The sequence below is a fragment of the Pseudomonas schmalbachii genome (assembly GCF_017589465.1).
Taxonomy (GTDB): domain Bacteria; phylum Pseudomonadota; class Gammaproteobacteria; order Pseudomonadales; family Pseudomonadaceae; genus Pseudomonas; species Pseudomonas schmalbachii.
Genome location: NZ_JAELYA010000008.1, coordinates 210,493 through 229,219 on the forward strand (window position 1 = coordinate 210,493; position 18,727 = coordinate 229,219).

Sequence of the window (18,727 nt, forward strand, 5' to 3'; positions counted from 1 at the left end):
CGCGCTTCAGTCTAGATCGCTGCCTTGAAACGTCCGCGCGCTTTCCTCTACCGTAGCGCCCTTGCTGCACATCCTTTCCCTGCTGCGGAGCCGCCATGAACCTGGCCAGCCCTCGTTCCCTTTTCTTCCTCGCCTTTCTCGCCTGCGCCGCCATGCTCGGCACCGGCTACTACCTGCAGTATGCGATCGGCCTGGAGCCGTGCCCGCTGTGCATCGTGCAGCGCATCTTCTTCGCTCTCGCCGGCGTGTTCTCCCTGCTCGCCGCGATCCACGGACCGCAGCCGGCGGGGCGGCGCATCTACGCGGGACTGGTCCTGCTCAGTTCGCTCGGTGGTGCGTTCACCGCTGCCCGCCAGGTGTGGCTGCAGACGCTGCCGCACGACCAGTTGCCGTCCTGCCTGCCGCCGCTCGACTACATGCTGGAGACCATGCCGTTCGCCGAAACCCTGCGGCAGATCTTCCACGGCTCGGCCGATTGCGCCGAGGTGACCTGGACGCTGCTCAGCCTGAGCATCCCGGAGTGGAGTCTGCTGGCCTTCGTTGCGTTCGCCCTGTTCGCCCTTTACCAGCTGTTCCGTCGCGGCTGATTTCGACGCGTTTCCCTGTGCGACGCAGCCCAGCGTCGCTGCGGTCTGCCGATTAAACGCTCGTATGAATTTTTCTCCCGGGGTGTCTTGAAGGGGGCACCCCACGGGCATACTCTGGGTTTCCGCTCTGCCGGAAAGCCGCCACGGCGAGAGCGCGTTTGCGGGGCGACAGTCCAACAATAAAGTCCCGGGGGCGGTCATTCCGGGACGGCTTATAGGGAAGAGAGGACAAAATGCTCGAGAGCTGCCGAAATGCCCAGGAACGTTGGGGAGGTGTGCACCAGTTGATCGATCGCTGGTTGCGGGATCGCCACGAACTGGTCCGGTCGTTCGACTCCCTGGAGAAGGCTCAGGCCCCGGCGATCAATGCCGAGTCGCTGCAGAACTTCTGTCAATTACTGCTCGACTACGTGTCGGCAGGTCACTTCGAAGTCTACGAACAGCTGACAAGCGAAGCGCAGGCTTTCGGCGACAAGCGCGGCCTGGACCTGGCCAAGCAGATCTACCCGCGTCTGGAAGCGATCACCGCCGCCGCGCTGGACTTCAATGATCGTTGCGACAACGGCGACTGCCGCGAAGGCCAGTGCCTGAACAGCGAGTTGAAGACATTGCGCCAGCAACTGCACGAACGCTTCGAGCTGGAAGACTGCCTGATCGAAGTGCTGCACAACGCGCATCAGCACGGCGCGACCACTGCCTGACGTACTGTTGGCGACGCCTTCGATGGCGCGGTTGGATGAGTGATCGCGCCGTTCTCGTACTCGCGAAAAGCTGCCTTCCGACTGCCTTTGCGGACACTTGCCGGACCCTCCGATTGCGATGCATCCGCCGGAAGTTTCCGAAAGCGAAGTGGAAAATGGCTGAGGATTATGCCTGACGCGGGTTACAGCTTGATGTGCGCGTTGGCGCGAGTGCAAACGTGGGTCTAGTATGGGCCCAATCACGTCCGCTCGGAGGCACGTCATGTCGGCTAACAAGAAATCCGTCACCACTCCTTTGCATCTGCTGCATCAACTGTCCCAAAGCCTTGTTGTACATCTCGAGAGTGCCTGCAAACAGGCGCTGGTCGATTCCGAAAAACTTCTCGCCAAACTCGAGAAGCAGCGCGTAAAGGCCCAGGACAGACTGCACAAGTCCCGCACCAAATTGCAGGACGCGGTGCAGGCCGGCAAGGCCAAGGCGCAGGCCAAGGCGAAGGCCAGCATTGGTGAGCTGGAAGATGCGCTCGAAACCCTGAAGACCCGTCAGAGCGAAACCCGCACCTATATCGCCAACCTCAAGCGCGACGTGCAGGAAAGCCTCAAGCTGGCGCAGGGCGTGGCCAAGGTGAAAGAGAGCGTCGGCAAGACGCTGGATTCGCGCAAGGCCGCCGCTGCGAAGGAAGCGGCCAAACCCAAACCCGCTGCGAAAGCGGCCGCCAAGCCTGCGGCGAAGCCGGCAGCGAAGGCCGCAGCAAAACCGGCTGCGAAACCCGCCGCCAAGGTAGCCGCCAGCAAGCCTGCTGCCAAACCGGCCGCGAAGCCTGCAGCGAAAGCAGCCGCCAAACCGGCTGCGAAGACTGCGGCCAAGCCTGCCGCCAAGGCCGCCGCCAAACCCGCGGCAGCGAAGCCGGCAGCAGCCAAGGCGCCGGCCAGGACGGCAGCCGCCAAGCCTGCTGCCAAGCCCGCGGCGAAAACTGCGGCAGCGAAGCCGGCAGCCAAGGCAGCGGCCAAACCGGCCGCGAAGCCTGCCGCGAAAGCAGCCGCCAAGCCCGCAGCAGCGAAACCGGCAGCCAAACCTGCCGCCAAGCCTGCAACTGCGAAGCCCGCAGCCAAACCCGCTGCAGCCAAGCCTGCCGCGAAACCTGCAGCGAAGAAGCCTGCGGCAAAACCGGCCGCAAAACCGGCAGCCGCCAAGCCGGCCGCCCCTGCTGCCTCCTCGACCCCCGCAGCGGCCAGCGTGAGCAGCTCGGCTCCGTCGGCTCCGGCGCCGTCGAGCAGCAGCGCTGCAGCGGTTACCACGGCGGTCACTCCGTCCAGCAGCACTACCGGCACTACCTCCAGCGCCTCCTGAGGTCAGGCGCCCTGGCTCGCCGCACTGCGCAGCTCATCGAGCGCAGCGCGGCGTTGCCGGCCGGCCTCTCCGGCGCAGCCTTCCAGCCAGGGTGAAAGATCGCTGGCCACGCCCTTCTGCCATTCGAGCGCGATGTCTTCCAGGCGCGACAGGGCCATCTTCTCGGCTTCCAGTTCGAGCCGCTTCAGCTGTTCACGCAACCCCGCCAACTGTTCGTCGTGCTGTGCCTGCAGGCGCCAGCCACGGCGGAGCTGGCGTAGCGGGGCGATGACTTCCCGCTGCCACGGCCCCGCCACTGCTTCGAGTTCCGCAAGCCGCGCATCGCTGTAGGCGATCCCGAGTTCACCGAGCCACGCTCCGGTCAGCAACAGGCAGACATCGGCACCCGCGTCCTGCAGGTCGAGACAGGCTTCCTCGACACCGGTCCTGGCGTACAGCGCCAGGGCGTAACTCCAGACATCAGTCGTCATATCTACTCCCACGCGGCTGTCGGACGAAGCTGATAAACTTCGCCGCCATGATCCGACTACAGAATCTTACGCTACAGCGTGGCCCCCAGCGTTTGCTGGAAGGTGCCGAACTGACCCTGCACGCCGGCCAGAAGGTCGGCCTGATCGGTGCCAATGGCGCCGGCAAATCCAGCCTGTTCGCCCTTCTGCGCGGGCAGCTCGGCCAGGATGCCGGCGACTGCCAGTTGCCGGCCGACTGGCGCATCGCGCACATGCGCCAGGAAGTGGATACCCTCGACCGGCTGGCGGTGGACTACGTGCTGGACGGCGACGTCCGTCTGCGCGAAATCCAGACCGCGCTGGCCGCCGCCGAGCATGCCCACGACGGCACCGCCCTGGCGCGCCTGCACAGCGAACTGGACAACGCCGACGGCTACACCGCCGACTCCCGTGCACGCAAGCTGCTGGCCGGTCTCGGCTTTGCGCCGGAGCAAATGGAGCGTCGCGTCGGCGACTTTTCCGGCGGCTGGCGGATGCGCCTCAACCTTGCCCAGGCGCTGATGTGCCCGTCCGAACTGCTGCTGCTCGACGAGCCGACCAACCACCTCGATCTCGATGCGATCCTCTGGCTGGAAGAGTGGCTGAAGGGCTACCCCGGCACGCTGCTGCTGATCTCCCACGACCGCGACTTCCTCGACTCGGTGGTCGACAACATCGCGCATCTGGATCAGCGCAAGCTGACGCTCTATCGCGGCGGCTACTCGGCCTTCGAACGCACCCGTGCCGAGCGGCTGGCGCAGCAGCAGCAGGCCTACGAGAAACAGCAGGCCCAGCGCGCGCACATGGAGAAATTCATCGCCCGCTTCAAGGCCCAGGCGACCAAGGCACGCCAGGCGCAGAGCCGCATCAAGGCGCTGGAGCGTCTGGAGGAGCTGGCACCGGCGCATGTGGATTCGCCGTTCGACTTCGGCTTCCGCGAGGCGGACAAGATCTCCAGCCCGCTGCTCGACATGTCCGAGGCGCGGCTCGGCTACGGCGACAAGACCGTGCTGGAGAAGGTCAAGCTGCAACTGGTGCCCGGCGCGCGGATCGGCCTGCTCGGCCCCAACGGCGCCGGCAAGTCGACCCTGATCAAGACCCTCTCTGGTGATCTTTCGCTGCTCTCCGGGCATCTGGCGCGCGGCGAGAACCTCGCCATCGGCTACTTCGCCCAGCACCAGCTCGATTCGCTGGATGCCAAGGCCAGCCCGCTGCTGCACCTGCAGCGCATTGCGCCGGGCGAGCGCGAGCAGACCCTGCGCGATTTCCTCGGCGGCTTCGATTTCCGCGGCGACCGCTGCGACGAGCCGGTGCTGAACTTCTCCGGTGGCGAGAAGGCGCGTCTGGCGCTGGCGCTGATCGCCTGGCAGAAGCCCAACCTGCTGCTGCTCGACGAACCGACCAACCACCTCGACCTGGAAATGCGCCTGGCGCTGACCATGGCCCTGCAGGATTTCTCCGGCGCCGTGGTGGTGGTATCCCACGATCGTCACCTGCTGAAGAGCACCACCGACGAATTCCTGCTGGTGGCCGACGGTCGCGTGCAGAACTTCGACGGCGACCTCGACGACTATGCCCGCTGGCTGGTGGACTTCCGCGCGCGCCAGGCGCCGGTCGCCGAATCCGCATCGGGCGCCGAGAAGACCGACAAGCGCGCCCAGCGCCAGGCCGCCGCCGCCCTGCGCCAGCAACTGGCGCCGCACAAGCGCGAGGCGGACAAGCTGGAGAAGGAGCTCGGCAAGTTGCATGAGCAGCTTGCCAGCGTCGAACAGCGCCTCGGTGACAGCGACCTGTACGAGGCCGCGCGCAAGGACGAACTGCGCGACCTGCTGGCCCGGCAGGCCAGTCTCAAGGCTCGCGAAAGCGAACTGGAAGAGGCCTGGCTGCTCGCCCTGGAAACCCTCGAAGCGCTGCAACGGGAACTGGAGGCCAGCGAATGATGGAAGAGATCGCCCTGCTGGCGGAGTGGCGGGAGCCGCTGCTGCATGGTCTGCAGATACTGCTCATCCTGCTGATCGCCTGGGCCCTGCAGCGCCTGTTGGCGCGCGGCATCACGCGCCTGGCGGAACGCTATCCGCTGCCGCCGGAGCTGCTGCTGCCGCTGCGCGGCGGCATGCGCTGGCTGATCATGGGCTCGGCGCTGCTGATGGTGCTGGAGCGCCTCGGCGTTTCCGCCACGGTGCTGTGGTCGGCGATCACCGGTTTCGCGGCGGTCGCGGCGGTGGCGTTCTTCGCCATCTGGAGCGTGCTGTCCAACCTGTTCTGCGCGTTGCTGATCTTCACCGTCGGGCCGTTCCGCCTGGGCGATCTGGTCGAGGTCATCGAGTCGGCCGACAAGCCGGGCGCGAAGGGCCGGGTGGTGGCGATCAACCTGCTTTACACCACGCTCGAGGAAGTCAACGGGGAGGGCAGCACCGGAGCCCTGCTCCAGGTGCCCAACAGCCTGTTCTTCCAGAAGGCCGTTCGCCGTTGGCGAGGGCCGAACCTACCCACTATCTCCTGACGGAAAACGAAAACTATGGAATGGCTCACGAGCCCTGAAATCTGGGTTGCCTTTCTTACCCTGACTGCCCTGGAGATCGTCCTCGGCATCGACAACATCATCTTCATCTCGATCCTGGTTTCCCGCCTGCCTGTCGCGCAGCAGCCGAAGGCGCGCTTCTTCGGCCTGGCGCTGGCGATGGGTACGCGCATCCTGCTGTTGCTGTCGATCACCTGGGTGATGCGCCTGACCGCCGACCTGTTCCATCTGTTCGATCAGGGCATTTCCGGACGCGACCTGATCCTGTTCTTCGGCGGCCTGTTCCTGCTGTTCAAGAGCACCATGGAGATCTACCACAGCCTGGAAGGCGCCGAGGGCGGTGGCGAGCAGTCCGGGAAGGCCCGCGGCTTCATGGGCGTGATCGTGCAGATCGCGATCATCGACATCATCTTCTCGCTGGACTCGGTGATCACCGCCGTCGGCCTGGTGCAGAACGTGCCGGTGATGGTCGCCGCGATCGTCATCTCGGTCGGCGTGATGATGCTCGCCGCCGGCACCATCAGCGACTTCATCGACAAGCACCCGTCGCTGAAGATGCTCGCCCTGTCGTTCCTCATCGTGGTCGGCACCGTGCTGGTGGCCGAGGCGTTCGAGGTGCATGTGCCGAAGGGCTACGTCTACTTCGCCATGGCCTTCTCGCTGGCCGTCGAGGCGCTGAACATCCGCCTGCGCGGCGCGCTGGCGAAGAAGCGTGGAGCGGAGCCGGTCAAGCTGCGCAAGGATATTCCGGAGTGATCCGCTGTTGCTGACGAAGAAGCCCGGCCATCGCGCCGGGCTTTTTCATTTCAGGAGTCAACAGGTAGGGCGGGTGCAACCCGCCAATCCACGGGAATCATGGCGGGTTGCACCCGCCCTACGGCTTCAGCCCAACCTACGCGGAGCGGTGCTGGGCTTGGCGGCGGGAGTAGGGCACACTGGCCGCTTCTCGTAACAGAATATTGCGCCGCCGAGGTTCCCATGCTCGCCAGTACCTGGTTCGCCTTCTTCATCGCCTGCTGGGTGATCAGTCTTTCCCCCGGCGCCGGGGCCATCGCCTCGATGTCCTGCGGCCTGCAATACGGTTTCGCCCGTGGCTACTGGAACGCGCTGGGGCTGCAGATTGGCCTGGCGCTGCAGATCGCCGTGGTGGCCGCCGGGGTCGGTGCGTTGCTCGCTACGTCGGCGCTGGCCTTCAGCCTGATCAAGTGGTTCGGCGTAGCCTATCTGGTCTACCTGGCGTGGAAGCAGTGGACGTCGCCGCCGCAGGTGATGCAGACCGAAGACGCGCCGCGCTCCCTCGGGCGGCCGCTGACGCTGGTGCTGCGCGGCTTCCTGGTCAACGCCAGCAACCCCAAGGCCGTGGTGTTCATGCTTGCGGTGCTGCCGCAGTTCGTCGATCCGCACCAGCCGCTGGCGATGCAGTACCTGATCATGGGCGCGACCATGATCACCGTCGACCTGATCGTCATGGCCGGCTACACCGGCCTTGCAGCCCGCGTCCTGCGCCTGCTGCGCTCGCCGCGCCAGCAGCGGGTGATGAACCGCACCTTCGCGGCGCTGTTCGTCGGCGCGGCGGCGCTGCTCGCCACGGTACGTCGCGCGCCGGCCTGAAATCCTTCTGCCACGGGCCTTCCAGCCGTTCTGACGGGAGCCCGTGGTGAGCTTTGCCTTGCATCCCCTGAAATACGGGGTGACAATTGAATCTCTTCCATTCTCATTTTCCTTCCGCTATGCGCCCCTCCAAACTTCTCGTCTGGCTGTTGCCCCTTGTCGGTATTTTCAGCCTCGGAGCTCTTGCCGACACGGTTGTCGACCCCTCCCAAACCCTGCACCTGCTCAGCTATCTCGCTGCCGACTACCCGTCGACCGTGGCGGACGGCCGGGTAGTCGATCCGGCCGAGTACAAGGAACAACTGGAATTCGCCGGCAACCTGCAGGCACTGATCCTTGCCCTGCCGGCCCGTGCCGAACGCGCCGAACTGGAGAAATCCGGCGCCGAGCTGCGCCAGGCCATCGAGCAGCGCCAGCCCGGGAAAGCGGTCGCCCATCAGGCCCGCCATCTGGAGGCCCGCATCGCCGACGTCTACCAGGTGGTGCAGACGCCCTCGATCACTCCCGACCCGACCCGCGCCGCGCCGATCTTCGCGCAGCAGTGCGCGATCTGCCACGGCGACGCCGGCAAGGGCGACGGCCCGGCCGGCATCGGCCTGGAGCCGCCGCCGGCCAATCTCACCGACCGCGCGCGCCTCGATCAGTTGAGCCTCTACGACCTGCGCAACGTGGTCATGCTGGGCGTTTCCGGCACCGACATGCCGGCCTTCGCCGACCAGCTCGACGAGCGTCAGCGCTGGGACATGGCCGCCTACATCGCCAGCCTGAGCGTCGGCGAGGCCAAGGCCGACACGGCGCATACCTACCCGCTGGCCACGCTATCGACCCAGACGCCGGCGGAAGTCGCCGAGCGCGATGGTGACGCCGCGGCCGAAAGCTTCCGCGCCCTGCGTGCCCATCCGCCGCTGGAGCAACGCGGTCCGGCGCAACTGATCGACTACACCGCCGCGACCCTGGACAAGAGCTTCGCCGTCTACCGTTCGGGCGACCACGACCAGGCCTACGACCTGTCCGTGGCAGCCTACCTGGAAGGCTTCGAGCTGGTGGAAAGCTCCCTCGACAACGTCGATGCCGACCTGCGCAAGTCCACCGAGAAGCAGCTTATGGCCTACCGCCAGGCACTGCGCGATGGCCTGCCGGAAGCGCAGGCGGCGCAGCAACTGGAGCTGGCCAAGGCGAAACTGGCGGACGCGGCCAAGGCGCTGAGCGGCGACGCGCTGAGCGAATCCATCAGCTTCTTCTCGGCGCTGCTGATCCTGCTGCGCGAAGGCGTGGAGGCGATCCTGGTGCTCGCCGCGATCCTCGCCTTCCTGCGCAAGACCGGCCAGGAAAGCGCAGTGCGCGGCGTACACGTCGGCTGGGGCCTGGCCTTCGTCGCCGGCTTCGCCACCTGGGCGCTGGCGGCCTACGTGATCGACATCGGCGGCGCCCAGCGCGAGCTGATGGAGGGCTTCACCTCGCTGTTCGCCTGCGTGATGGTGCTCTGGCTCGGCGTATGGATGCACGACCGCCGCCATGCCGCGGCCTGGCAGGACTACATCCGCAGCAGCCTGGTCGGCGGCGGCGGACGTTTCGGCTTCGCCGTGCTGGCGTTCTTCTCGGTGTACCGCGAGCTGTTCGAAGTCATCCTGTTCTACGAAACCCTCTGGCTGCAGGCCGGCCCGGCTGGCCACAGTGCGGTGATCGCCGGCGCGGCCAGCGCGGTGGTGCTGCTGATCGGTCTGGCATGGGTGATCCTGCGCGGCTCGGTGAAGCTGCCGCTGGGACTGTTCTTCAGCATCAACGCCGCACTGCTCTGCGCGCTGTCGGTGGTGTTCGCCGGCCACGGCGTGGTGGCGCTGCAGGAAGCCGGCGTGATCGGTACGCGCCCGGTGCCGTTCTTCGACTTCGACTGGCTCGGCATCAAGGCCGACGCCTATTCGCTGTCGGCGCAGGCGGCGGCCCTGCTGGCGATCGCGGTCCTCTACGGCCGCAGCCGGATCGCCGAACGCCGCCGCGTGGAGGCCGGCACGGCATCCTGACGGCGCCAGTGTTCATGAGCAGTTCACGACGGCCAGTGCGATACTGGCCGTCGTGCTTTTCGAGGAATGCTTTTTCATGCGTATCTGGATCGATGCCGACGCCTGTCCGCGTGCGGCGAAGGAACTGGTCGCCAAGTTCGCCCTCAAGCGCAAGCTGGAGGTGCTGATGGTCGCGGGGCAGCCGCAGGTCAAGCCGCCTTTCGCCTGCGTGCGGCTGATCGTGGTGGAGAGCGGGATGGACGCGGCCGACGACTATCTGGTCGAGCAGGCCGAGCCCGGCGACCTGGTGATCTGCAGCGACGTGCCGCTGGCCGACCGCCTGGTGAAGAAGGGCATCGATGCGCTGGACCCGCGCGGCCGCGAGTTCGATGCGAAGAACATGGGCGAGCGCCTGGCGCTGCGCAACCTGCTCACCGACCTGCGCGACCAGGGCCAGATGGGCGGCGGCCAGGCGCCCTATGGCGACAAGGACAAGCAGGCGTTCGCCAATTCGCTGGACCGCCTGCTGACCCGGCTGATGCGCGAGGAAGCGCAGCGCAACGCCTGAGCGTCAGGCCTTCTCGACGAGCAGCAGCGCGCCATCCTGCCCGCTGACCCGCACCAGGGTTCCGGCCGGCAGATCGGGACCGCTGACCAGCCAGAGCGAGTCCGCGACGCGGATCTTGCCGCGCCCGCCGACGATGGCGTCATGCAGGGCGAACTGTCGGCCGATCAGTTCGCTGCCGCGGCGGTTCAGACCCGGGCCTTGTGGCTCGCGCCCCGCAGCACGCTGATAGCGCCACCAGAACACCGCGGTGAGGATCGCCAGCACGCCGAACAGCAGGTATTGCAGCTCCCAGGGCACCGGCACGACGAAGCAGGTCGCGGCGACCGCCAGGGCTGCTATGCCGATCCACAGCAGGTAGCCCCCGGCACCGAAGATTTCCAGTACCAGCAGCGCGGTGCCGAAGGCCAGCCAGTCCCAATAGGTCAGGTGCTGCAGGTAATCCCACATAGCGTCCTCAGCCCCGCGCCTTGTTGCCGATGGCGGTCTCGCCGAACGTGGCCTTGACGATTTCGCCGATACCGCCGACTGCGCCGATCACCTGGCTCGCCTCCAGCGGCATCAGCACGATCTTGCTGTTGTTCGAACTGGCCAGGCGCCCGAGAGCATCGATGTATTTCTGCGCGACGAAGTAATTCACCGCCTGCACGTTGCCGCTGGCGATGGCCTCGGATACCACCTGGGTCGCACGGGCTTCGGCCTCGGCCTGGCGTTCGCGGGCCTCGGATTCGAGGAAGGCGGATTGGCGCAGGCCCTCGGCCTTGAGGATCTGCGCCTGCTTCTCGCCTTCGGCAGTGAGGATTTCCGCCGCGCGCTTGCCTTCGGCTTCGAGAATCTGCGCGCGCTTGAGGCGCTCGGCCTTCATCTGGCTGGCCATCGCTTCGACCAGGTCGGCCGGCGGGCTGATGTCCTTGATCTCGATGCGGGTGACCTTCAGGCCCCAGGGCGCGGTCGCCTCGTCCACGGTGCGCAGCAGGCGCTCGTTGATCGCATCGCGCTGGCTGAGCATGTGGTCCAGCTCCATCGAGCCGAGCACGGTACGGATGTTGGTCATCACCAGGTTGCGGATGGCGTTTTCCAGTCCGCTCACCTCATAGGCTGCGCGCGCCGCATCGACCACCTGGTAGAAGCACACCGCGTCGATCTGCACGATGGCGTTGTCGGCGCTGATCGCCTCCTGCGGCGGGATGTCCAGCACGCGCTCCATCATGTTGATCTTCTGGCCGATGCGGTCCATCACCGGAACGATGATGTTCAGCCCGGGCTTGAGGGTGTTGGTGTAGCGACCGAAACGCTCCACGGTCCATTCGTGCCCCTGCGGAACCGCCTTGAAGCCCATGAGCACGATCGCCAGGGCGAATATCACGAAGACCAGAACGACACTGCCAACTTCCATGAAACACTCCTTGATTGGATAGGTACATCCTGTAGCGCGCCTCGCGGGCGCGGAAAAATCATCGCCAGCAAGGGCTGGGCGCCCCCTGGCTCCTGCACACGCAGCACAATTATTTCTGCTCGCTGTACGGCGTCACCCGCAGGACTTCCTCGATGGTACTCAACCCGGCGGCGACCTTCTGTGCGCCGGACAGTCGCAGGCTGCGCATGCCTTCCTTGTAGGCCTGGCGGCGCAGGGCGATGAGGTCGGTGTCGGGGGTGATCAGCTGCTTCAGGCTGTCGCTCAGCAGCATTATCTCGTAGACCCCGGCACGGCCGCGATAGCCGGTGTCGCGGCACTCCAAGCAGCCGACCGCCTTGTTCGCGGTGGTGGGCAGCGGGGCGTTCCACGGGCGGGTGAGCTCCTGCCAGTCGGTTTCGTCCAGCTGCATCGGCGCCTTGCAGTGCGGGCAGAGGGTGCGCACCAGGCGCTGGGCCATGACGCCGAGCACGGTGGCACGGATCAGGTAGTACGGCACGCCGAGTTCGAGCAGGCGGGCGATGGCGGTCGGCGAGTCGTTGGTGTGCAGGGTGGAGAGCACCAGGTGGCCGGTGAGCGCCGCCTGGATCGCCATCTCGGCGGTTTCCAGATCGCGGATCTCGCCGATCATGATGATGTCCGGGTCCTGCCGCAGCAGGGCGCGCACGCCGCTGGCGAAGGTCAGGTCGATGTTGTGCTGCACCTGCATCTGGTTGAAGGCCGGCTCGATCATCTCGATCGGGTCTTCGATGGTGCAGACGTTCACCTCCTGGGTCGCCAGCTGCTTGAGCGTGGTGTAGAGGGTGGTGGTCTTGCCCGAGCCGGTCGGGCCGGTGACCAGGATGATGCCGTTGGGCTGGCTGGTCATGCTCTGCCAGCGGCGCAGGTCGTCCGCCGAGAAGCCGAGCTGGTCGAAGCTCTTGAGCAGCACTTCCGGGTCGAAGATCCGCATCACCATCTTCTCGCCGAATGCCGTGGGCAGGGTCGACAGGCGCAGTTCCACCTCGGTGCCGTCCGGGGTCTTGGTCTTCACCCGGCCGTCCTGCGGCTTGCGTTTCTCCGCCACGTTCATCCGCCCGAGCGACTTCAGGCGGCTGACCACCGCCATGCTCACCTGCGGCGGGAACTGGTAGACGTTATGCAGCACGCCGTCGATGCGGAAGCGCACGGTGCCCTGCTCGCGGCGCGGCTCGATGTGGATATCGCTGGCGCGCTGCTGGAAGGCGTACTGGAACAGCCAGTCGACGATGGTGACGATGTGCGCGTCGTTGGCATCCGGTTCCTGGTCCTGGGCGCCGAGGTTGAGCAACTGCTCGAAGTTGCCGACGCCGCTGATCTTCTGCTCGTTGTTGCTGGCGCCGCTGACCGACTTGGCCAGCCGGTAGAACTCCACGGTGAAGCGCTGGATGTCCACCGGGTTGGCCACCACGCGCTTGATCGGGCGCTTCAGCACATGGATCAGGTTGCTTTCCCAGCTGTGCACGAAGGGCTGCGCGCTGGCGATGGTCACGTGGTCCGGGGAGACCTCGACGGCGAGGATCTTGTGGCGCTGGGTGAAGGCGTAGGACATCAGCGGAGTGACCGCGGCGACGTCGATCTTCAGCGGGTCGATGCGCAGGTAGGGCTGCCCGGAGTAGTCCGCCAGCCAGTGCACCAGGGCGTCGATGTCGAGAGTGCGGCCGGGGCGCTGGCGGTCTTCCACCTGCTGCGCAGCCAGGAATTCCAGGGGATGCTGCTGGTTGTTCACCGCGCTGCGACGGATCGCCAGGCACTGTTCCGCGTCGTTCTGGCTGATGCGGTCCTTGCTGACCAGTTCGTGGAGGATTTCGGCGAGGTCCAGCCAGCGGTCCTTGACCGGTGAGGCGGTGGAATAAGGCATTCAGGCTCCCTATGGTCTGGCTGCTGGCTGCAGAACGGGCGCTTTGCTTGTCCACCGCCAGGTCAGGGGGGGAAAACGCTTCGCGGTTTTCCACCCTTCGGCCTGCAGCTTATTTCAAAAGCGCCTTCCACGGCTTGAGAGTCAGCACAGTATGTGCCTGGGCGGCGAGGGCGGCCAGATTCTCCTCGCTGTGCGGGCGGGCGATGGCTTCCTGCAGCTTGGCCAGCTCGCCGTAGAGGCGGTCGGTTTCCGGCAGGTCCAGCACGTGGCGCGCCTGGCGCAGCCAGACCAGCATGCGCTGCAGGCGCACCGGCTGGTCGCCGAGCACTTCCGGCTGGTGCTGGGCGCGTTCCAGCGGCATGGCCTGGGCTTCTTCGGCGAGGCTGCGCTGCAGCCACTTGCCGAGCGCCGCGGCGCCCTGGCGGTTGCCTTTTTCGTTGCGCGCGGCGATCCACGCCTTGCCCAGCAGCCAGCGCGAGGCGGCGAGGGAGAACTGGCCCCAGCGGGTGCCGGCCAGTTCCGCGCGGAAGGCTTCCGGTGCCTGCTGGCGGGTGGCGTCGTCGCTTTCGCCCTGATCCACGCGCGGTTTCCAGTCGGCGACCAGCGCGTCGAGCCGCTCGCGCAGTTCGCGGCTGCTGGCGCGCGGCACGGCCTGGCCGAGGCTGCCGAGGAGGGCGCGCAGGTCGATCAATTGCTGCAGCCATTCCTGCAACAGGCGCCAGTGGCCGTTGAAGCGGTACTGTTCGGCGAGGCGCTGGCTGTTGCCCAGCAGCAGCCAGGCGATGGCGGCGAAGGCGCCGTCCAGCGGGGTTTCCGCCAGCAGCTTCTGGCCTTGTGGATAGACGTCGTAGCTGGCCGGGTCGAACAGCCGGTAGCCGCGCTCGGCCTTGCTGATATCGCAGGGCATCAGCGGCAGGTCGGCGGCCAGTTCGGCAGCCAGTTCCAGCAGGGCTTCCGGTTCGCCCTGGCGCAGTTCCAGCTCCAGTTCGCAGATTTCCTCCTGCTGCTTGCCGGCCACCACCGCGCCGAGGTCGAGGGCGGCTTCCACGACCACCTTGGCCTTGCCGCGGCCCCAGGCGATCTCGGCCTTCTCGCGGACGAAATCGGTGGTGAAGATCGGCTTCAGCTGCTTCTTGTCCAGGTCGGCCAGCGCGGCGGGCCAGCACTGGTCGTCGAGCTTCTTCAGGTCGAGCTTCGACTTGTCCTGGTTCCAGTTCCACTCGTTGCGTTCGGACAGGCCGGCGACGCTGTGGCCGGTGGTCTTCAGGGTCTGGATGTACTGCTCGCCGTCGCGGCGCACGCGCAGCGCGACCCGGGCGCGGGCCAGGTCGCGGTCGGCGGTGTCGTAGTACTGGTTGTACAGCTCGCGGCGTTCCCAGCCGGACTTGTTGCGCTTCTTCAGCAGCGGATGGTCGCGTAGGGCGGCGAGGGTCTCGCGGCTGACGCGCAGTTTGATTTCGGTTTCTTTCAGCATGGCAGGGTCCGGGCTGGGGGCGATTGTCGCCCCGGGATGGGAATAGCGTAGATGGGCTGTGGCGGGGCGCAGGGCCTGGCGCGCCGGTGCCGCGTGGCGATTCGCCGGGGAGGCGTAGTGTACAGGACAACGGGGATGGCTACGGCGTGGCGGTTTGTAGCCTTGCCTGGGTACCTTGCCTACTGCGCGGCGCTGGCCTGGGGCTGGATGCGCCGGGTTTCCTCTTCCATGTAGGTCAGCAGCGCCTCGATGTCGCCGTCGTTCAGGCGCAGGTTGGGCATTTCCACCCTGTTGTACTGCTCGTACAGCTGCACGGCCAGCGGGTCCTTTTCGGCCAGCATGACGTCCGGCTCCTTGATCCAGCGCTTCAGCCAGGCGTGGTCGCGGGCGCGGGTGACGCCGAGCAGGTCCGGGCCGATGCCGCGCATGTCGGCGAGGGCGCCGTCGACCGGGCCGAGGGTGTGGCAGGAGCTGCAGCGCGTGCGGTACAGCTGCTCGCCAGCGGACGGCGGACGGATCTGCGGGGCGCTGGCGTAGTCGTTGCCGGCGGGGTTGCTGTGCTTCCAGTTCTGCAGGGTGTTGCCCAGCTTGTCGGCGAGGATGTAGGGATTCTCGAACGGCGAGACCTTCATCCACTGGTTGGTGTTCTGGTTGCCGATGACCACGCTCAGGGTGTGGGCGCTGAGCTTGCCCGGGTCTTCGTTGGGCATCAGCAGGCCGAGCCGTTCGCGCAGCAGGGTGATCTGCTCGATGTCGCCGGTGAGGAACTGCCAGCCGGGTCCGACGTTGAATTTCCCGGCGAAGCGCTTGAGCACTTCGGGCGTGTCGCTGATCGGGTCGATGCTGATGGAGTAGAAGAAGATTTCCGTGCCGACCCGGTCGCCGAGCAGCTTCTGCACCTGGCGCAGGCGTGCGGTCTCCAGCGGGCAGGAATCGCCGCAGCCGGTGAAGATGAAGTTGACCAGCACCACCTTGCCCCTGATCAGATCGTCGAAGAACCTGACCTTCCGGCCGTCCTGATCGACCAGCGGCACGTTGGGGAAATACTCGCTGCCCCAGGAACCCTCCGCATCGCGGGTCTTGCCGTCGGTGCTCCGCCAGAGCTGCCAGCCGCCGACGGCGAGCAGGAGGATGAGCGCAACGCCAAGAGACAGGTAGATCGACCGCTTGCCCTTTTCCATCGTTACGGCTCCTGGGGTCTGTTGACGTTTCGCCGCAAACCGCGTCGCCGCGGCAGATGCTGCCATCCGCCACGGCAACTCATGAACGGCCGTTCGATAGCGCGCCGTTATCCTCGACGCCCGCTACCGCCGCCACTTCCACTGCTACCGCTACCACTGCTTCCACTACCGCTGTTGCTGCCACCCTTCTGCCCCTTGCCATCGCCCGTGCGGTAGGTCGGCAGGGCCACGGACGGCGCGTAGGTCACGCCGTCCCAGGTCGGCAGCGGCGTCGGCATCACCTGCACCTGTCCCGGATACTCCACGTCCCAGCGCAGCAGCATCGAGGTGTCCTCATGCTGCGTATTGTGGCAGTGCTCCATGTAGGTGCCGGCGAATTCGCGGAAGCGGATGGCGACCTCGACGTTCTCGCTGCTGTCGAAATCGCCGCCGATCCGGTACACGTCCTTGCGCGCCCATTGCTCCCACACCGGAGGCTTCTTGCCGTCGCGGCTGAGGATCACCCCTTCCTCGAAGTGTACGTGCACCGGGTGTTCCCAGCCGTTGCCGCCGTTCTCGATCTTCCAGATTTCCAGGGTGCCGGGAGTCGTCGGGTCGTTCGCCGAGGTCGGGCCGCTGGCCAGCTGCATTGCCGCCGAGATGCGCCGCGGGTCCATCGGGAAGCCGTTGCCGCCATCGACCTTGATCGTCCACGGCTGTTCGTCGGTGCCATCGGAACGGCCGAAGATGAAGGTGCGGTGGCGGGCCTGGGCGAGCAGCGCCTTGTCCGCCGGGCTGTCGCGGTCCAGCGGCAGCGGGATCATCTTCAGGCCCGCCGGCTTGGCCGGTTGCCCCTTGATGGCCGGTTTGGCCGGCTCATAGTCCGCCGGATTCATCGCCAGGTCCTGGCCGCCGTAGGGCTGCACGCGCAGTTGCAGGAACATGCCGACGCCCGGGTCGCCCTTGTCCCACTTGGCCTTGTCCGGCTTGTCGGCGTCCTTGATCACCGGCTTGTATTTGCCGGACAGCACGTCGGCCAGCGGGATTACCTCCTTGGTGCCCTTGCCGGTGTCATGCTCCATCAGGTTGACGAAGTAGATCCGGTCGCCCGGCTGGATGCCGTGCCTGGCGAAGTCGATGATGATGTCGAAGCGCTCGGCGATGCCCTGCGTCGGCAGGATGCCGAAGTTGTCCTTGAGGTCGCCGTTGCCGTTGAGGTCCATGCTGCCGTCGAAGGGGACGGCGTGCTCCATGATGTTGCCGTCGTTGGCGATCATGTGGAACGGCACCCGTTCGTAGGACACCTTGGAACTCGCGCCCTTGAACTCGCCGCCGCTGCCCTGCACCTCGCGCACGATGGCCAGTTTGCAGTAACGGGAGACCGAGCCGTTGAGGATGCGGAAGCGGTAGCTGCGCGCGCGTACGTCCAGGTACGGCTTGTACAGCCAGTTGACCAGCAACTGGTCGCCGAGGAAGCCGTCGTTGTTGAACGGGTTGAACCACAGCTGGCCGTTCTTATCCCAGGCCTTGTCCGCCATCAGCAGGTTGACGTCGTAGTCGCGGTTACCCCAGCCACGCGCCGTGCCGCTCGGCAGGCGCAGGTTGATGCCGTCGTCGACTGCCTCGTTGCCGCGGTCGATGGCGCTGTAGTAGTTCATCATCGCGGCGTTGCCCTTGTAGACGTTCTGCGCGGTGAAATCGAGCATGTGGTCGTGATACCAGTGGGTGCTCATGGTTTCGCGCCAGTCGCCGCGGATGTTGATGCGCCCGTTCATGCACTGCTTGAGGCCGGGCTGCTTGTCGTTCACGTACAGCGTCTCGCCAGGCTCGCAGGGGAAGGCGGCGCGCGGGTCGGAAGCATCGGTGTTGATGCTGTCGTAGCCGGCCAGTTGCAGCGGCCAGCGATAGTCGTAGTACTGCCCCGGGAAGAAGAAGGCATTGGTGAAGCCGTCGCTCTCCGCCGGGCTGTGGCCGTTGTGCTCGTGGGTGGAGATGGTGTGGATGCCGAAGCCTGCATTGGCCGCCGGGTCGATCGGCAGGGCGTTGTAGTGGCGCATCACGATCGGCTGGCCGTAGCGCACCATCAGCAGTTTCGGCGGGAAGGTGCCGTCGAAGGTCCACACCGACTTGTGGTTCTGCAGCGGCATGTCCGGGTGGAAGCGCACGCCGATGCTTTTGGTGCTGCCGAGGATCTTGTAGGCCGGAACCCTGGTGCTGCCCTGGAAGCTGTAGCTGGCGTAATACAGCCCGCCCGGGCCGAACTCGCCCAGTTGGTAATGGTGCAGCTGGTAACTGTCACGCACGCCGCCATTGGCCCGCGCGCCCATCTGCACTGTCTTGAACTGGCCCTGCGGGTAGAACTCGTTGTAGCGCTGGTGCGCCCAGCCGCGTCCCGGCGGGCGGCCTTCGGCGCGGGACTGCACCATGCGCTTGAGGTAGGCGCTGATCTGCGGGGCCCACGGGTTCATGTCGCGGTCGTTGGAGTATTCGCTCGGCAGCGGGTACAGCCCGGACTGCGCGAGGAAGGCATCGATTTCGGCGGCGGCGGGGGAGCTGCGGGCCACGATCGGGTCCTGTTCCGGGGCCGGGCCCGGTTTCGGCACCGGGAAGCCGCCCGGATAGGGATTGGGGTTGGGCTCGAAGGGCTCCGGCCCGAACTCCTCGAACAGCAGCAGTTGCTGGGTGAACGGCTGTGCGCCGAACAGCGGGCTCGGCTTGCCGTTGGTGGGAATCTTGAACGAGGGTTGTGCCTTGGGTGGCAGGACATTTTCCGCCTGCGGGGTCGTGCGATCGCCCGCTACGCCGCCGGCCTTTTCGAACGCTCCCGTGTTGGCGGGCGCTACGCCTTGCAACTGGTATGCCTTGGCGTCCTTCGGTAGATCGGTGTAGGCCGATGGATCGCCCGGAGGCGGCGGCCCGTAGTAGTCCCCGGGAATCGCCGCGACGGTTGCCGCCACGCCCAGCAGGAGCAGCGCG

At 66.3% G+C, this 18,727-nt stretch carries 16 protein-coding genes; 9 read left to right on the forward strand and 7 right to left on the reverse strand.

The window, feature by feature from the left end:
• Window positions 1-95: 95 nt before the first annotated feature.
• From JFY56_RS19900 to JFY56_RS19910, 3 genes are all read left to right on the forward strand, one after another.
• Window positions 96-587, forward strand: a complete 492-nt coding sequence (locus JFY56_RS19900) for a disulfide bond formation protein B (protein WP_208315779.1) — start codon at window positions 96-98, stop codon at window positions 585-587.
• Window positions 588-820: 233 nt separating this feature from the next.
• Complete coding sequence (rsd, locus tag JFY56_RS19905; RefSeq protein WP_208315780.1) at window positions 821-1,288, forward strand: sigma D regulator; 468 nt, start codon at window positions 821-823, stop codon at window positions 1,286-1,288.
• Between the two features lie 262 nt (window positions 1,289-1,550).
• Entirely contained in the window at window positions 1,551-2,639 is a 1,089-nt protein-coding gene (locus tag JFY56_RS19910) for an AlgP family protein (protein ID WP_208315781.1), read from the forward strand.
• A 2-nt stretch (window positions 2,640-2,641) separates the two neighbouring features.
• Here the strand turns inward: JFY56_RS19910 and JFY56_RS19915 are convergent, their stop codons facing one another.
• Window positions 2,642-3,109, reverse strand: a complete 468-nt coding sequence (locus JFY56_RS19915) for a TIGR02444 family protein (protein WP_208315782.1) — start codon at window positions 3,107-3,109, stop codon at window positions 2,642-2,644.
• A 47-nt stretch (window positions 3,110-3,156) separates the two neighbouring features.
• Here JFY56_RS19915 and JFY56_RS19920 point away from each other — a divergent pair, with 47 nt between their 5' ends.
• From JFY56_RS19920 to JFY56_RS19945, 6 genes are all read left to right on the forward strand, one after another.
• Window positions 3,157-5,067: an ATP-binding cassette domain-containing protein gene (locus tag JFY56_RS19920; RefSeq protein WP_208315783.1), complete on the forward strand. Its 1,911-nt coding sequence runs from the start codon at window positions 3,157-3,159 to the stop codon at window positions 5,065-5,067.
• The gene (locus JFY56_RS19925; RefSeq protein WP_408004437.1) at window positions 5,064-5,630 is read left to right on the forward strand and encodes a mechanosensitive ion channel domain-containing protein; all 567 of its coding nucleotides are present in this window, start codon (window positions 5,064-5,066) and stop codon (window positions 5,628-5,630) included. The genes JFY56_RS19920 and JFY56_RS19925 overlap by 4 nt, the downstream gene beginning before the upstream one ends.
• Window positions 5,631-5,645: 15 nt before the next feature.
• Complete coding sequence (locus JFY56_RS19930; RefSeq protein ID WP_208315784.1) at window positions 5,646-6,404, forward strand: TerC family protein; 759 nt, start codon at window positions 5,646-5,648, stop codon at window positions 6,402-6,404.
• Window positions 6,405-6,626: 222 nt separating this feature from the next.
• A complete protein-coding gene (locus tag JFY56_RS19935) occupies window positions 6,627-7,259 on the forward strand; it encodes a LysE family transporter (protein WP_208315785.1) in 633 nt (210 codons plus the stop codon).
• A gap of 119 nt (window positions 7,260-7,378) precedes the next feature.
• Window positions 7,379-9,280: a cytochrome c/FTR1 family iron permease gene (locus tag JFY56_RS19940; RefSeq protein ID WP_208315786.1), complete on the forward strand. Its 1,902-nt coding sequence runs from the start codon at window positions 7,379-7,381 to the stop codon at window positions 9,278-9,280.
• 76 nt (window positions 9,281-9,356) lie between these two features.
• Window positions 9,357-9,827, forward strand: coding sequence for a YaiI/YqxD family protein (locus JFY56_RS19945; protein ID WP_208315787.1), 471 nt, complete (start codon window positions 9,357-9,359; stop codon window positions 9,825-9,827).
• A 3-nt stretch (window positions 9,828-9,830) separates the two neighbouring features.
• Here the strand turns inward: JFY56_RS19945 and JFY56_RS19950 are convergent, their stop codons facing one another.
• From JFY56_RS19950 to JFY56_RS19975, 6 genes are all read right to left on the reverse strand, one after another.
• On the reverse strand, window positions 9,831-10,274 hold the full coding sequence (locus JFY56_RS19950; RefSeq protein WP_208315788.1) for an NfeD family protein: 444 nt from the start codon (window positions 10,272-10,274) through the stop codon (window positions 9,831-9,833).
• 7 nt (window positions 10,275-10,281) lie between these two features.
• Complete coding sequence (locus JFY56_RS19955; protein WP_208315789.1) at window positions 10,282-11,220, reverse strand: SPFH domain-containing protein; 939 nt, start codon at window positions 11,218-11,220, stop codon at window positions 10,282-10,284.
• 109 nt (window positions 11,221-11,329) lie between these two features.
• Window positions 11,330-13,117 carry a GspE/PulE family protein gene (locus JFY56_RS19960; protein ID WP_208315790.1) on the reverse strand — a complete coding sequence of 596 codons (1,788 nt, stop codon included), beginning with the start codon at window positions 13,115-13,117 and terminating at the stop codon, window positions 11,330-11,332.
• Between the two features lie 109 nt (window positions 13,118-13,226).
• On the reverse strand, window positions 13,227-14,591 hold the full coding sequence (locus JFY56_RS19965) for a CYTH domain-containing protein (protein WP_208315791.1): 1,365 nt from the start codon (window positions 14,589-14,591) through the stop codon (window positions 13,227-13,229).
• Window positions 14,592-14,770: 179 nt separating this feature from the next.
• Window positions 14,771-15,772, reverse strand: coding sequence for an SCO family protein (locus JFY56_RS19970; protein ID WP_208315792.1), 1,002 nt, complete (start codon window positions 15,770-15,772; stop codon window positions 14,771-14,773).
• A gap of 107 nt (window positions 15,773-15,879) precedes the next feature.
• Window positions 15,880-18,723 (reverse strand): multicopper oxidase domain-containing protein, encoded by a 2,844-nt coding sequence (locus JFY56_RS19975; RefSeq protein ID WP_408004441.1) that lies wholly within the window; start codon window positions 18,721-18,723, stop codon window positions 15,880-15,882.
• Between the last annotated feature and the right edge of the window lie 4 nt (window positions 18,724-18,727).